12 protein-coding genes are annotated in these 14000 nt (G+C 65.5%); 4 read left to right on the top strand and 8 right to left on the bottom strand.

What is annotated here, in order from left to right:
* Positions 1-19: 19 nt before the first annotated feature.
* Both BCCGELA001_RS27985 and BCCGELA001_RS27990 read right to left on the bottom strand, forming a co-directional pair.
* Positions 20-1645 carry a GMC family oxidoreductase gene (locus BCCGELA001_RS27985; protein WP_008561180.1) on the bottom strand — a complete coding sequence of 542 codons (1626 nt, stop codon included), beginning with the start codon at positions 1643-1645 and terminating at the stop codon, positions 20-22.
* Between the two features lie 49 nt (positions 1646-1694).
* On the bottom strand, positions 1695-2285 hold the full coding sequence (locus tag BCCGELA001_RS27990; RefSeq protein WP_008561182.1) for a TetR/AcrR family transcriptional regulator: 591 nt from the start codon (positions 2283-2285) through the stop codon (positions 1695-1697).
* Between the two features lie 101 nt (positions 2286-2386).
* On the opposite strand from BCCGELA001_RS27990, the gene BCCGELA001_RS27995 reads away from it, so the two are divergent.
* Both BCCGELA001_RS27995 and BCCGELA001_RS28000 read left to right on the top strand, forming a co-directional pair.
* A complete protein-coding gene (locus BCCGELA001_RS27995) occupies positions 2387-2752 on the top strand; it encodes a nuclear transport factor 2 family protein (RefSeq protein WP_060736799.1) in 366 nt (121 codons plus the stop codon).
* 329 nt (positions 2753-3081) lie between these two features.
* Entirely contained in the window at positions 3082-5043 is a 1962-nt protein-coding gene (locus tag BCCGELA001_RS28000) for a putative bifunctional diguanylate cyclase/phosphodiesterase (protein ID WP_008561197.1), read from the top strand.
* A gap of 145 nt (positions 5044-5188) precedes the next feature.
* Here the strand turns inward: BCCGELA001_RS28000 and BCCGELA001_RS28005 are convergent, their stop codons facing one another.
* The 4 genes from BCCGELA001_RS28005 to pgm form a co-directional block, all read right to left on the bottom strand.
* Complete coding sequence (locus BCCGELA001_RS28005; protein ID WP_008561198.1) at positions 5189-6169, bottom strand: PDR/VanB family oxidoreductase; 981 nt, start codon at positions 6167-6169, stop codon at positions 5189-5191.
* 9 nt (positions 6170-6178) lie between these two features.
* Complete coding sequence (locus tag BCCGELA001_RS28010; RefSeq protein WP_060736800.1) at positions 6179-6931, bottom strand: GntR family transcriptional regulator; 753 nt, start codon at positions 6929-6931, stop codon at positions 6179-6181.
* 3 nt (positions 6932-6934) lie between these two features.
* Positions 6935-7984 carry an aromatic ring-hydroxylating dioxygenase subunit alpha gene (locus tag BCCGELA001_RS28015; protein WP_060736801.1) on the bottom strand — a complete coding sequence of 350 codons (1050 nt, stop codon included), beginning with the start codon at positions 7982-7984 and terminating at the stop codon, positions 6935-6937.
* A 263-nt stretch (positions 7985-8247) separates the two neighbouring features.
* Positions 8248-9894 carry a phosphoglucomutase (alpha-D-glucose-1,6-bisphosphate-dependent) gene (gene pgm / locus BCCGELA001_RS28020; RefSeq protein ID WP_060736802.1) on the bottom strand — a complete coding sequence of 549 codons (1647 nt, stop codon included), beginning with the start codon at positions 9892-9894 and terminating at the stop codon, positions 8248-8250.
* A 171-nt stretch (positions 9895-10065) separates the two neighbouring features.
* Here pgm and BCCGELA001_RS28025 point away from each other — a divergent pair, with 171 nt between their 5' ends.
* Both BCCGELA001_RS28025 and BCCGELA001_RS28030 read left to right on the top strand, forming a co-directional pair.
* The gene (locus BCCGELA001_RS28025; RefSeq protein ID WP_060736803.1) at positions 10066-11202 is read left to right on the top strand and encodes an alpha/beta hydrolase family protein; all 1137 of its coding nucleotides are present in this window, start codon (positions 10066-10068) and stop codon (positions 11200-11202) included.
* Between the two features lie 48 nt (positions 11203-11250).
* Positions 11251-12057, top strand: a complete 807-nt coding sequence (locus tag BCCGELA001_RS28030) for a transglycosylase SLT domain-containing protein (protein ID WP_060736804.1) — start codon at positions 11251-11253, stop codon at positions 12055-12057.
* 13 nt (positions 12058-12070) lie between these two features.
* Here BCCGELA001_RS28030 and BCCGELA001_RS28035 read toward each other — a convergent pair whose 3' ends face one another.
* Together BCCGELA001_RS28035 and BCCGELA001_RS28040 are read right to left on the bottom strand one after the other, a co-directional pair.
* Positions 12071-12886: a response regulator transcription factor gene (locus BCCGELA001_RS28035; protein ID WP_060736805.1), complete on the bottom strand. Its 816-nt coding sequence runs from the start codon at positions 12884-12886 to the stop codon at positions 12071-12073.
* A gap of 215 nt (positions 12887-13101) precedes the next feature.
* Positions 13102-13992, bottom strand: coding sequence for an aldose 1-epimerase family protein (locus BCCGELA001_RS28040; protein ID WP_060736806.1), 891 nt, complete (start codon positions 13990-13992; stop codon positions 13102-13104).
* Positions 13993-14000 lie beyond the last annotated feature (8 nt).

Below are 14000 nucleotides of genomic sequence, written 5' to 3' on the forward strand. Positions count from 1 at the left end.
ACGTCCTTTCAAGGCGAATTTATCGCGCATCCTCCAATATCATGTCGGAGGCCTTCTCGGCGATCATGATGATCGGCGCGTTGGTATTTCCTGACACGAGGTCCGGCATGATCGAGCCGTCGACGACGCGAAGACCGTCGAGCCCCCTCACCTTCAGCCGCTGGTCGACCACCGCGAGCGCGTCGTTGCCCATACGACAGGTCGAGGTCGGATGGTAGATGGTGCTGCCGCGCTCACGGCAGTAATCCAGTATCTCGGCATCCGTGGATACCTTTGTCCCGGGATCGTACTCGCTCACCACGAACGGCTTCAGCGCCGGCGCGTTCAAAATCTTGCGCAGGATCTTGATACCCTCGACGTTGGTGGTGCGGTCGGTCTCGGTCGACATGTAGTTGATGCGGATCTCCGGCGGCACGCTCGGGTCGGCGCTTTTGATGCGCAAGGTGCCGCGGCTCTCGGGCCGGAGCTGGCACACCGACGCCGTGAAACCGGAGAAATCATGCAGCTTCTCGCCCATCTTGTCGGTCGAGAACGGCAGGAAGTGCACCTGAATGTCGGGCGACGCCAGCCGCGGACTGGTCTTGAAGAACGCGCCCGCCGTGCCGGCCGCAATCGTCAGCCAGCCCTTGCGGAACAACGCATAACGCGCGCCGGCCATGGTGCGGCGGAGCGGATGGTTGACGGTGTCGTTCAGCGTGATCCTTTGGGAGCAGCGCATCACGATGCGGACCTGCATGTGGTCCTGCAGATCATGGCCCACGCCAGCAGCATCGAGCAACACCTCGATGCCATGGCTGCGCAGGAGATCGCCGGGGCCGACACCTGAGAGCTGAAGCAGCTGCGGCGAGTTGTAGGCGCCGCTCGACAGCACGACTTCCTTCCGCGCACGCGCGCGGCGCAAGGCCGCGCCTTGCCGGTATTCGACGCCGACGGCGCGGCGGCCCTCGAACAGCACGCGCTGCGCGTGCGCGGAGGTCTCGATCTTGAGATTGCCCCGGGTCTTGGCGGGGCCGAGATAGGCCACCGAGGTCGAGGCGCGGCGGCCGTTGCGCGTCGTGGTCTGAAACAGCCCGACGCCCTCCTGCGTCGCGCCGTTGAAGTCGGGATTGTAGGGCAGCCCGGTCTCGACTGCGGCGTCGATGAAGGCCTTCGACAGCGGATCGGTCACGATCATGTTGGACACCGGCAGTGGCCCGCCCGTGCCGTGATACTGATCGGCGCCGCGCGACTGATTCTCGGCTTTCTTGAAATAGGGCAATACGTCGTCATAGCCCCATCCGGTGTTGCCGAGCTGGCGCCAGCGGTCATAGTCCTCGTGCTGGCCGCGAACATAGAGGAGGCCGTTGATCGAGCTCGAGCCGCCCAGTGTCTTGCCACGCGGCTGAAACACTTGCCGTCCCTTCAACTCGGGCTCCGGCTCGGTCTGGTACATCCAGTTGACGCTCTTCTCCTTGAACAGTTTTCCGTAGCCGAGCGGGACGTGGATCCAGATGTTGGAATCCTTGGGGCCGGCCTCGAGCAGCAGCACGCTGTGCTTGCCATTCGCCGAAAGCCGGTTGGCAAGCACGCAGCCGGCCGAGCCGGCGCCGACGATGATGTAGTCGAATTCGGGATCGGTGGGTGCGAGAGAGGAAGTTGCGTTCATGCGCTACTGTTCTTTTTGTTGGCGTTTCCGTGGGCGTCACTTAGCACAATCAATCCCGCACGCGCAGCGCCTCGACCAGCGACTTGAACGCACGGGCATATTCCGCACCCGCCCTTGCGATATCGGTGCGCCCGGCGCAGGCGACCGCGGCCTCCGTTACCGCGCCGAGCAGCAGCCGCGCCAGCGGCTCGACCGGCTGGCGCGCGATCAGGCCGGCCTCCATCGCCGCGAATAGCGCGCGAGGTAGCTTGCCGCCGAAGTGTTTGGCGTCGATCTCGCGCCAGCGCTCCCAGCCGAGCACCGCCGGGCCGTCACGCAGGATGATCTGGCCGGTCGACCCCTTCGCGGTCGCGGCAAAGTAATGCTGGGTGCCGGCAACCATCGCGGCGAGCACGTCCTTCTCGGCGCGCGCTGTGCTGTCGATCTCGACCACGAGGTCGTGCGAGACCAGGTCGAACACGGCCTCGAACACCTCTTCCTTGGTCTTGAAGTGATGATACACCGCGCCCTTGGCGACGGAGGCGCCTTCCGCGATCGCGTCCATGGTGGTGGCGGCGAACCCCCGGCTCCCGAACAGGCGGCGTGCCGCCGTCAGGATCGCTTCGGTCGTCGCTGCACGCCGTTCCGCCTGTTTTGCCATCCGTCTCGTCTAATCCATTCGGCCATCGGCAGCCAGTTGACTTTTCGACCACCGGTCGGTATTTACCGACTGTCAGTCTGTTTTAGCTGCGAGGGTACGCCATGCCGAGTCGCGAGATCGTCGAAGCCTTTGCCAGGCGCCTGGAAGACGGCGATTTCGTCGGCGCGATCGAGCAGTTCTGCACTGCTGATGCCATGACCTACGAGAACAACGCCGCACCGACGGTCGGCCGCGATAAGCTCATCGCCAAGGAGCGCGGCGTGCTGGCGGCCTCCAAGGCGGTCAAGGCCGAGCGGATCGGGCCGAGCCTGATCGAGGGCGACCATGTCGCCACCCGCTGGAAATTCAGTTTTACGAATGCTGAAGGGGTGACGCGGACGCTCGACGAGATCGCGTGGCAGACCTGGCGGGGCGATCAGTTGATCGAGGAGCGGTTCTATTACGATCCGAAGCAGTTGGGGCGGTGACTCCACTCCTGGGGGCCGGTGTCATCGTCCGGCTTGACCGGACGATCCAGTATTCCAGAGTCGGCGGTGATTAAGCCGAGAGGCCGCCGGGTACTGGATGCCCCGGTCGAGCCGGGGCATGACAGTGGAGTGAGCGGCATAGAGCTCCGCCGTCGCAACCGCAAAGACGACCACTGCATTTGTATCGATTTGTTATCGATACGCGGGCTTTGCCACCTAGAAGTGATCACAGGGATCTTCACCAGGGTGGATAATTCATAGTTCGTCAAAGGTTTGCAGCAAGTCTCGGTTCCGCGCCGGAACACACGGCCCTCGCTGCTAGGCTCTCAATGCGGACTCGAACGACCAGCTATTTCGCACGGCTGTTCGCCGGCGATTTGTCGGCCTTTGGCGGTCCTGCAACCGACGAAGCCGTGGCCGGCCATATCCGCGCCGAGCAGATGTCGCTGGTGCTCGGCTATTCCGTCGGAATCATGCTCGCCAATGCCTGTAACGCCATCGTGCTGGCGATCGCGCTGTGGCAATCACCGGACAGGATGCCCGCGCTGATCTGGGCGGCCGCGGTCGCCAGCGGCGCGATCGTGTTCGGCCTGCAATCTCGCGCGGCGCGCCGCATCACCAAGCCGCAATTCGTCTCGCGCCGCGCCATGCACCGCTTGGTGCGCAACGCCTTCGTCCTCGGCGCGGCCTGGGGCATCGTCCCGGTCGCCTTCTTCGCCCATGCCTCGACCGGCGGCCAGCTCGTCATTACTTGCCTCTGTTCGGGCATGCTGGCCGGCGGCGCGCTCGCGTTCGCCACGATCCCGATCGCGGCCATCGCCTTCACGGCGCCGATCTTCCTCGGCATCGCCATCTGCCTCGGCCGGAACGGCGATCTCGCTTTCCTGCTGATCGCCTTCCTCGTCGTGGTCTACGGCAGCGTGCTGATCCGCGGCGTGTTCGTGAACTCGTTCGCGTTCGCGCGGCGCGTGATGCGCCAGATCGAGGCGGAACGCACGGTGCGACAGGATCCCCTCACCCAGCTACCCAACCGCGTCGCCTTCAACGAGACACTCGATGCAGCGCTCAAGCGCTTGACGTTGTCAGGCGAGGAATTCGCGGTGCTGCTGCTCGATCTCGATCGCTTCAAGGAGGTCAACGACCAGTTCGGCCATCTCGCCGGCGACGAATTCCTGGTCCAGGTCGCAAGCCGCCTGCAACGCTGCACGCGCGCGGCCGAGCATGTCGCGCGCATCGGCGGCGACGAGTTCGCACTGGTCATGAACAATCTGGCGCGGCCGGAAGATGCGCTCGAGATCGCCGAGCGCTTCGTCGCGGCCTTTGCCGAGCCGTTCCGGATCGAAGGCCGCCAGATCGTCGGCGCCACCAGCGTCGGCATCGTGCTGGCACCACGCGACGGCACCACGCCGCCCGCCATCATGAAGAATGCCGACGCTGCGCTTTATCGCGCCAAGAAGGCCGGAGCCGGCAGCGTCCGCTTCTTCGAGGAAGCCGACGACAGGATGTCGCGCGACCGCAAGGCGCTGCAATCGGACCTCGCGGGCGCGATTGCACGAGACGAGCTGTTTCTCGTGTTCCAGCCATTCCTCGACCTCGACGACGACCGGATCACCGGCTTCGAGGCGCTGCTGCGCTGGCAGCATCCCGCGCGCGGATTGGTGCCCCCGAGCGAATTCATCCCGATCGCGGAGGAGACAGGGCTGATCAACGAGATCGGCGAATGGGTCATCCGCCGCGCCTGCGCGACCGTGGCGCAATGGCCTGATGAGATCAGGGTCGCCGTGAACTTCTCCGCGGCGCAATTTCACAACACGGCGATCCTGCAGACCATCGTGCAAGCGCTTGCCGACGCCAAGGTCTCGCCCAGCCGGCTCGAGATCGAGATCACGGAATCGATGCTGCTGTCGAAATACGGCTCGGCCGCATCGGTCCTGAACGCGCTTCTGCAACTCGGCGTCACCGTGGCGCTCGACGATTTCGGCACCGGCTTCTCCTCGCTCACTTACCTGCGCAAGCTGCCGTTCAGCCGCATCAAGATCGACCAGTCCTTCATCGGCGACATGCTGGTGCAGCCGGACTGCGCCGCTATCGTGAAGTCGGTGATCTCGCTCGCGCGCGACCTCAACATCGGCGTCGTCGCCGAGGGCGTCGAGACCGCCGACCAGCTCGAATATCTCCGTCAGATTGCTTGCGACGAGGTGCAGGGCTATCTGATCAGCCGGCCGGTGGCGGCGGATGGGGTGATGGCGCTGCTGGAGACGAAGACATATCGGGCGATTTACGCGGCGTAGATTTTTGTGCGGCCATCCTTCGAGACGCCCGCCTTTGGCGGGCTCCTCAGGATGAGGTCCTCATCCGCAGCGAGACTTTCAGACCCTCATGGTGAGGAGCGCCGCCGTGCGGCGCGTCTCGAACCATGAAGGCCGACAACCGACCTCAAACCGCATCCGCCCTTAGCAGCGTATCCACCGTGATGGTGCCGCGGGCGCGGGAGACGCAGGCGCAGATCTTCTGATTGCTTCTCTTCTGGTGGTCGCTGAAGAAGACGTCGCGATGGTCAATCTCGCCGTCGATGGCAACGACGTCGATGGCGCAGAGGCCACATTCGCCGCGCTTGCAATCGTACATCACGTCGTGGCCACTGGCGTTGAGCACATCCAGCATCGAGCGCTCGCGCGGGATTTCGAGCTCGACATTCGAATCCCTCAGGCGCACCCGGAACGTCTCGGTCGGCAGCGTGCCGCTGGAGCCGAAGGTCTCGTAGCGGAGATCGGGCAGCGGATGGCCGGCGCCGATCCAGGCGTGGCGCGCGGCATCGAGCATGCGCATCGGGCCGCAGAACAGCGCGAGGGCGCCTTTAGGCACTGATGCGAACAGCGCGTCGAGATCGAGGCGCCTGCCTTCATCGCTCGCGTGGACGACGAGGCGGTCCCCGAGCATCGCGGCCAGATCGTCGAGATAGGCGGCCTCGCCGCGCGAGCGCACGGCATAGTGCAGTGTGACGTTGGCGCCCCGGCGGGCCAGCGCGTGCGCGGCGCCGAAGATTGGCGTGATGCCGATGCCGCCGGCGATCAGGCAATAATTGTCGCGCGCCCAGTCCACCGCGAGCAGCGAGGCCGGCTGGGTGATGTCGAGCCGCGCGCCCGGCTGCAATGACCACATGTAACGCGAGCCGCCGCGGGAATCATCAGTGCGACGCACCGCAATCTTGAAGCCGGCGGACGAGGCTTCGCCGACCAGCGAATAGGATCGCGTCTCCGGCAGGCCGTCGATGGTGACGCTGATATTGATATGGCTGCCGACCGGATAGGCGGCGCCATCGAAATGATCCGGCTTGATCAGGAATTCGCGGATGCCGGGGGCGAGGTCGCGGGTCGAGACCAGCGTTGCCGGGATCCAGGTTTCGATGAAGCGCATGAGACTGCCTCAATCGGTTGTGGTCTTGATCAGCGCAAGCGCCGGCAAGAGGTCCAGATGGGTCCGGTTGCGCAGCGCAAGGCGCAGGTTTCGCACGGCGAGCCGCGCATGCTCGCGCATGATGGCTTCGGCGCGGGCGCCCTCGCGGTTCTCGATGGCGTCGATCACGACGCGATGGTGCTCCTGGCCGATGACCAGGATCTGCTGCGCCTCGGGCAATGCCGATTGCGCCATCACGAAGCCGCTTGGGGACGCGAACGGCAGCGCCGAGGCGCGGTCGATCTGGCGGATCAGCGGTGGGCTGCGCGACAATTCGGTGAGCAGCGCATGGAAGCGCGCGTTCAGCGTGACATAGGACGAGAAGGCGTCGACCGAGATCGGCACCTGCCGCAGCAATTCGTCGATGGCGGCCAAGCATTCCTTCAGCGGCTCGAGATCGCGCGCGGAGACGCCGCGCTCGGCGGCGAAGCGCGCGGCGAGACCTTCCAGCGTGCCGCGCAGCTCGATGGAATCGGAGATGTCGCGCTCCGAGAACGCTTTCACCATGAAGCCGCCGGAGGGGATCGCTTCCAGGAGGCCCTCCTCCTCCAGCCGCACCAGAGCCATGCGCACTGGGGTGCGCGAGGCGCCGGTGGTCTCCACTGCCTGGAGTTCGGAGATGCGCTCGCCAGGGCGCAGGGCGCCCGACAGGATCTGGTCGCGCAGCGCCAGCTGCGCCTTCACGGTCTGCGAGACGGAGCGGTCGACCTCACGTTCGGCCATGCGCTACTCCGCGGCCTGAAGGTGCTGCGGCGGATTTTCCTTCGCTACCATCTTGTCGATCAGCCTGCGCGTCCACATCGCGCCGGCGTCGATGTTGAGGTTGTAAAAGATGCGATCCGGGTTCTCGTCCATCGCGCGCTGCTGCGCTTCCAGGATCAGCTCGTCCTCGTGGAAGATGCCGGAGACGCCCTCGCGGATTTCAGTGGTGATGCGCTGCTCGCCGAGCTGATAGTTGCGCACGAAGGCCCAGAAATAATGACAGGTCTTCTCGGTCTCCGGCGTGATGGTGTTGAGCACGAAGCCGTTGACGCCCTGCGAGCGGTCGCCTTCCGGCGCGCCGGTGCCGGTCGGCGCCACGCCGACGTCGATGGCGATCGTGCACGGGGCTTCGAAGCGGATGATCTGCCAGCGATCGACGAGACCGGGCTTGCCGAGCTGCTTGGCCCAGAACGGCGGCGGCTCGATGTCGCGCATCCAGCGCGTCACCGTCACCGTCTTCTCACCATGGGTGACGTCGAACGGGGCTTCGGCTACCGCCTCGTTGCCGATCGAGGAGCCGTGCACGAAGGTCTCGTGCGTGAGATCCATGAGATTGTCGAGCACGAGGCGATAGTCGCATTTGACGTGAATGGTCTTGCCGTCGCCGGCCCAGGCCGGGTCGTGATTCCAGTGCATGTCCGGAACGAGCGCCGGATCAGCCAAGGCGGGATCGCCCATCCAGAGCCAGATGTAGCGGTGTCGCTCGACCACGGGATAGGCGCGCACGCAGGCGGACGGATTGATGGTCTCCTGCGAGGGCATGAAGGTGCAGCGGCCCTGCGCATTGTATTTCAAGCCGTGATAGCCACAGACCACGGTGTCGCCCTCGAGCCGGCCCTTGGACAACGGCACCAGGCGATGCCAGCAGGCATCTTCGAGCGCGGCAACCGAGCCGTCCGCCTTCCGGTACATCACGATGTGCTTGCCGCAGATCGTCCGCGGCAGCAGCGCCGGCTTCACCTCGGCGTCCCAGGCAGCGGCGTACCAGGCATTCATGGGGAAGGGTTTTGTCATCAGTCTCACTCCCACGGCTTATGGATACGTTATGTATACAGTAACGCGACGCAAGAAGAGTTCAATCTCAAATTTTTTGTATTATAATACCTTAACTGCGTGTCGTGTATACATAGTCAGCTCGACCGGCCGATGAGCGTCATGGTCGGGCCTGTCCCGACATCCACGTGCTGCCGCCGGCATCAAGGACGTGGATGCCCGGGACAAGCCCGGGCATGACGACCTTGCGTCAATGCTCGGATGAAATTTCCGGCGCGCAGGCGCTACGCCGCAAACACCTTCGCCAGCCCGGCCTGCGCCTCTTCCTGAATCCGCTTCAGGTGATCCGTGCTGCGGAAGCTTTCCGCGTAGATCTTGTAGACGTCCTCCGTGCCTGAGGGCCGCGCGGCGAACCAGCCGAAATCGGTCTCGACCTTGATGCCGCCGAAGGACTGGCCGTTGCCGGGCGCCTTGCTCAGCGTCGCGCGGACGGGATCGCCAGCGAGATCCTTCAGGCCGAGCTGCTCCGGCGTGACGGATTTCAGGATGTTCTTCTGCGGCCCGGTGGCGGCGACATCGATGCGCGCGTAATGCGGCATGCCGAACTCGGCGGTGAGATCATTGAAGATCTGGCTGGGATCGCGGCCGGTCTTCGCCGTGATCTCGGCGGCGAGCAGGCCGAGGATGAGTCCGTCCTTGTCGGTGGTCCACACCGTGCCGTCGCGGCGGAGGAACGAGGCGCCGGCGCTCTCCTCGCCGCCGAAGCCGAAGGAGCCGCTGAGGAGACCGTCGACGAACCATTTGAAGCCGACCGGCGTCTCGACCAGCTTGCGGCCGAGCTTTTTCGCGACACGGTCAATGATGGAGCTCGACACCACGGTCTTGCCGATCGCGGCGTCCCTGCCCCAATTCGGGCGGTGCGCGAACAGATAGGAGATCGCGGTCGCCAGATAGTGGTTCGGATTCATCAGGCCGCCGGTGCGCGTCACGATGCCGTGGCGGTCGGCATCGGTATCGTTGGCAAACGCGACGTCGAAGCGGTCGCGCATCGCGATCAGGCTCGCCATCGCGTATGGCGAAGAGCAGTCCATGCGGATCTTGCCGTCCCAGTCGACCGTCATGAAGCGGAAGGTCGGGTCGATCGCCTCGTTCACCACCGTGGCCTTCAGGCCGTAACGCTCGATGATCGGATGCCAATAATGCACGGCGGCGCCGCCGAGCGGATCGATGCCGATGTTGACGCCGGCGGATTTGACGAGGTCGAGGTCGACGACATTGCCGAGATCGGCGACATAGGGCGTCACGAAATCGTAGGCGTGGACGTTCGCGGCCTTCTTCGCCTTGGCGTAGTCGATGCGCTTCACGCCCTTGAGCGCGTCGGCGAGATAGGCATTGGCGCGCTTCTCGATCACGGACGTCGCGTCGGTGTCGGCCGGACCGCCATGCGGCGGATTGTATTTGTAGCCGCCGTCCTCGGGCGGATTGTGCGAGGGCGTGATCACGACGCCGTCGGCGAGGCCGCTGGTCCGCCCCTTGTTGTAGGTCAGGATCGCATGCGAGATCACCGGCGTCGGCGTGTAGCCGCCATCCTTGTCGATCATGACCTCGATGCCGTTGGCCGCGAACACTTCGACGGCGCTGACCAGCGCGGGCTCGGCCAGCGCATGGGTGTCGATGCCGATGAAGAGCGGGCCGGTCAGCCCCTTCTCCTGTCTGTAATCACAGATAGCCTGCGTGGTCGCCAGGATGTGGCCCTCGTTGAAGGTGTTCTTGAACGAGGTGCCGCGATGGCCCGAGGTGCCGAACGCCACCCGCTGGCCGGGATCGGCCACATCGGGCTTGCCGGCGAAATAGGCTGTCACCAGCCGCGGAATGTTGGTGAGCGCGTCCGGCGAGGCCTGCTTGCCCGCCGCGGGATGAACATCAGCCACTGAAGTACCTCGTCCTGTCGCAAGAGATCGCGGGGGATACCATAGCATCGGCCCAGACCCCGCCAAGAGCACAACACGCGCGAGGGAGCAGGCGTTCCTTGGGCCAGCTGTGCTTCCTCCCTATTAACGGGATCATGCTATGGTTCGCCATCGAGGCCTTCGAATGGTGCCATGGCTCTTTCGCGCAAGCTGCTTCTGCTGATCGCAAGCCTCCTCATGGCCGGCGCGCCTGCACGTGCCGCAGAATTCTACACCGAGGATTTGCGCATCCCCATGGCGGAGGCGGGGCCGCAGGGGCTGGAGGCATTCCTGGTGCGGCCGGCCGGGACGAAGCGCTATCCGCTCGCGCTGCTCAGCCACGGCTCGCCGCGCAAATTCGACGACCGCGCGGCCATGTCGGCGCACAAATATTACGGCGTCGCGCTCGAATATGCCCGGCGTGGCTTCGCCGCGCTGGTGGTGATGCGGCGCGGCTACGGCACCTCGCCCGGCGGGCGCGTCGATAGTCTGGGCGGATGCACGAAGGCTGCCTATCTGCCGGCGAGCGCGGTCGCGGTCGCCGATCTGCGCGCGGCGATCGATGCGATGGCGCGCCGGGCCGACGTCACGACGACGGGCATGATCGCGGCCGGCCATTCCGCCGGCGGGCTCGCCACCGTCGCGCTCACCGCGCAGGCGCCACCCGGCCTCGCCGCCGCGATCAGCTTTGCCGGCGGCCGCGGCTCGCGCGACGATGACGACATCTGCAATCCGGAGGGACTGGTGCAGGCCTTCGCCAGCTTCGGCAGGACCTCGCGCGTGCCGATGCTGTGGGTCTATGCGAGCAACGATTCCTTTTTCGGCCCCGATCTCGCGCGCCGTCTTCATGACGGGTTTCGCGCCAGCGGCGGTAACGCGACATTCATCGCAGCACCGGCTTACGGCGAGGACGGCCATTACCTCTATTCGGTCGCCGGCCGCCCGCAATGGACGCCCTATGTCGACACATTCCTGCGCGAGCGCGGCCTCGTCGGCCGCGACATTCTTGGACCACCCGATCCCCTGCCGCCGCCGCGCCAGCTCAGCGAGGCCGCGCGTGCCGAGTTCGCGCGCTATCTCGCCAGCATGCTGCCGCACAAGGCCTTTGCGGTGTCACCGAGCGGCGGCTACGGCTGGCGTGCGGGACGCACGACGGCCGAAGAGGCCCGGCGCGACTCGCTCGCGGCCTGCATGAAATGGTCGCCCACCTGCACGATTTATGCAGTCGGCGACCGCTTGGCCGACCCCGCGCTGGGACCTGCGACGGACCAAAGCGCCCGCGCGCGATAGCTTTGCTGCAAGGCCGGTTTGTTAACTCCAAAGCTCTATCAGAGGCCCATGCCGGGGGATCGGACAGTCTTCAATCTGAATGCGACGTGGAGACGATTGGCGCTCGCCGTGCTCCTGTGGGCCCCGATCTGTGCGCATGCCGAGGACGGCGGCCCGGACGAGCCGCGCACGACGGCGGCGCTCCCCGACGGCGGGACCGAGCTTGGCGCCGGCGAAACGCCGGCCTCCCGCGCCGCGATCCGAAAGATCATCGAGCGGGAGACCGCGCAGACAAACTTGCCTGCCGATATCGCCGAAGCGGTCGTCTTCGTCGAAAGCGGCTACAACCCCGCCGTGATCGGCAGCGTCGGCGAGATCGGGCTGATGCAGGTGCGGCCCGAGACCGCGGCGATGCTGGGATTCCGCGGAAGCCATGCGGAGCTGGCGGAGCCTGACATCAACATCCAATACGGCGTTCTTTATCTCAGCCGCGCCTGGCGTCTTGCCGGCGGGGACCTCTGCCGCGCGCTCATGAAATATCGGGCCGGTCACGGCGAGGAAGCGATGACGCCGCGGTCGCAAGTCTATTGCAACCGGGCCCGCAACCGTCTTCTCGCGATGAATTCGAAGGCGCTGGATGCCGAAGCCGCGGCCGTTCCGGATCCGGCGCCGCGGCCAGCTCCCGCAGCGCCTGCGCCAGCTACGGCCAAACAGGCGAGCTCCCCGAAGATGTCGGCGCCGCCCAAGGCCGTCTATGCCCGCTATCGTCAGGGCACGGCCGCCGCCAGCCGCGCCTATTGGGCCGCACACGAGGCCCGCGTCAGCCGGATCAAGGCCCGCATCGAAGCAAAGTGGAAGCGGGTCGCATCGCGCTGATCGCGATCTATCGTTAAAGTCGTTCGCTGAGCGCGAGCTTGTAGCCGACGCCGGTGACGGTCGCGATCACGGGCGTGCCGCTGCCGACGAGCTTGCGACGCAGCCGCGCCACCAGCGCATCGACCGTGCGGATGTCGACCTCGGCCTGACGATTGCTGACCACCTCGATCAGATAATCGCGGCTGAGCGGCCGGCCGTCGGCGCCGACCAGCGCGGCGAGCAGATCGAATTCGGCGCGGGTCAATGCCACCGGCTTGCCGTCGCCGCCGAGCAGCTCGCGCCGGGTCAGATCGATGATCCAGTCGCCGAAGGCGATCGAATTGTGGTTGCGTGCCGCCTTGCGGTCGATCGAGCGCCGCCGCAGCACGCTGCGCGCGCGCGCGAGCAGGTCGCGCAGATTGATCGGCTTGGTGACGTAGTGGTCGCCAGCGATCTCGAGGCCGAGGATGCGATCGACGTCGGTGTCGCGGCGCGTCACGAAGATGATGCCGGCGTTGCTGGTGGCCTGGATCTCCTTGGCGAGCTCGAAGCCGTCGCCGTCGGGCAGCTGCACGTCGAGGAAGACGAGATCGGTGCGCGCGCGCAGGGCCTGGCGGCACTCCGCGCAGGAGCCGGCGCCGACCACGTCGAAATTGTTGTCGTTGAAATAGCCGACCAGCATCGTCCGTGTCACCGGATCGTCTTCGACGACGATCAGCCGCTCGCGGCCGCTAGGACGCAATTCCTGACGTGCGGAATCAGCCACGATGTTGGATGCCCTGTGTGCTCGCGGCCCCGCCTGAAGATTCAGGTCGTCGCGCAATGCGCCGCCATGTGAACGACCATTCACGACCTGTTCGAGCCCCCGAAATTGCCTGCCGCGATACTAGGCGTGTTGTGATGCCCAAACAATATTGCTCATGGTCTTGTCACATTAAGTATGAATTGCCCCACAATTCTCATCCCGCGCACCATCGCGCAGGACCACCCGCTACTTCGGAATGACCGATTTCGTGTTATCGGTAGCGCTTTGGGAGGACGAAGACCTTGGCGCGTCACCCGGCCTCACGACGATCCGACCTCGATGCGGAACGACAGGGACTCCTCCGCGCCCGGCGCGATGTGCATCAGTCCGGGCTTGTCGCTGAACTCGCCGGCAAAGCCGGCTGGGCTAGCATAGCCGCGCCAGGGTTCGATGCAGAGGAACGGCGCGCCCGCCGGCTTCGACCAGACGCCGAGCTCGCGAAAGCCGCGCCATGACATCGTCAGCCATGTCCCGGTCGATGCGCCCTGGCCCGCGGCATAGCGAACCGAATTGCTGTCGATGCGCTCGAAGATGATGGCGTCGTCCGCGAACAGGGACTCGGACAAGGGAAGCACGGCCCCTTTGATCGGGCTCGGCTCCGCTGCGGGCCGCAGCAATCCGCCATCGAGACGGCGGACGGGAGACGATTCCGCTTGCGCAAAGGTCAGCGCGTAGTCCTCTTTCACGCCTTCGGCTCGGAGCGGCCAGTTGAAGGCGGGATGGCCGCCGATCGAAGCCGGCAATGTCTCCTCGCCGGTGTTGGCGATGGTGAGCGTGAGGTCGAGGCCGGACTCGTCGATGGCATAGGCGGCCGACAGGCGGAACGCGAACGGATAGAGCGCGCGAGTCGCCGCGCTGTCTTCAAGCACGAGCGTGCAACGGCTCTCACCGCGCTCCGCCCACGCAAAGCGGCTGTCCCGCGCAAAGCCGTGCTGGGTCATCCGATAGGACTTGCCCCGGTGCCGCAATTCGTCATTGGCGAGACGTCCGACGATCGGAAACAGCAGCGGTGCGTGGCGCGGCCATTCCGGACCGGCCTGCCAGACGAACTCGAAACCGGCTCCGCCCGTCAGCGAGCACAGCTCGGCGCCGTGCGCCTTGACCGTCGCGGCGAGCCGGCCGCTTCGAAGCGTATAGGTATCATCGTTCATGCACGCGA

Source organism: Bradyrhizobium sp. CCGE-LA001, from assembly GCF_000296215.2.
Classification (GTDB): domain Bacteria; phylum Pseudomonadota; class Alphaproteobacteria; order Rhizobiales; family Xanthobacteraceae; genus Bradyrhizobium.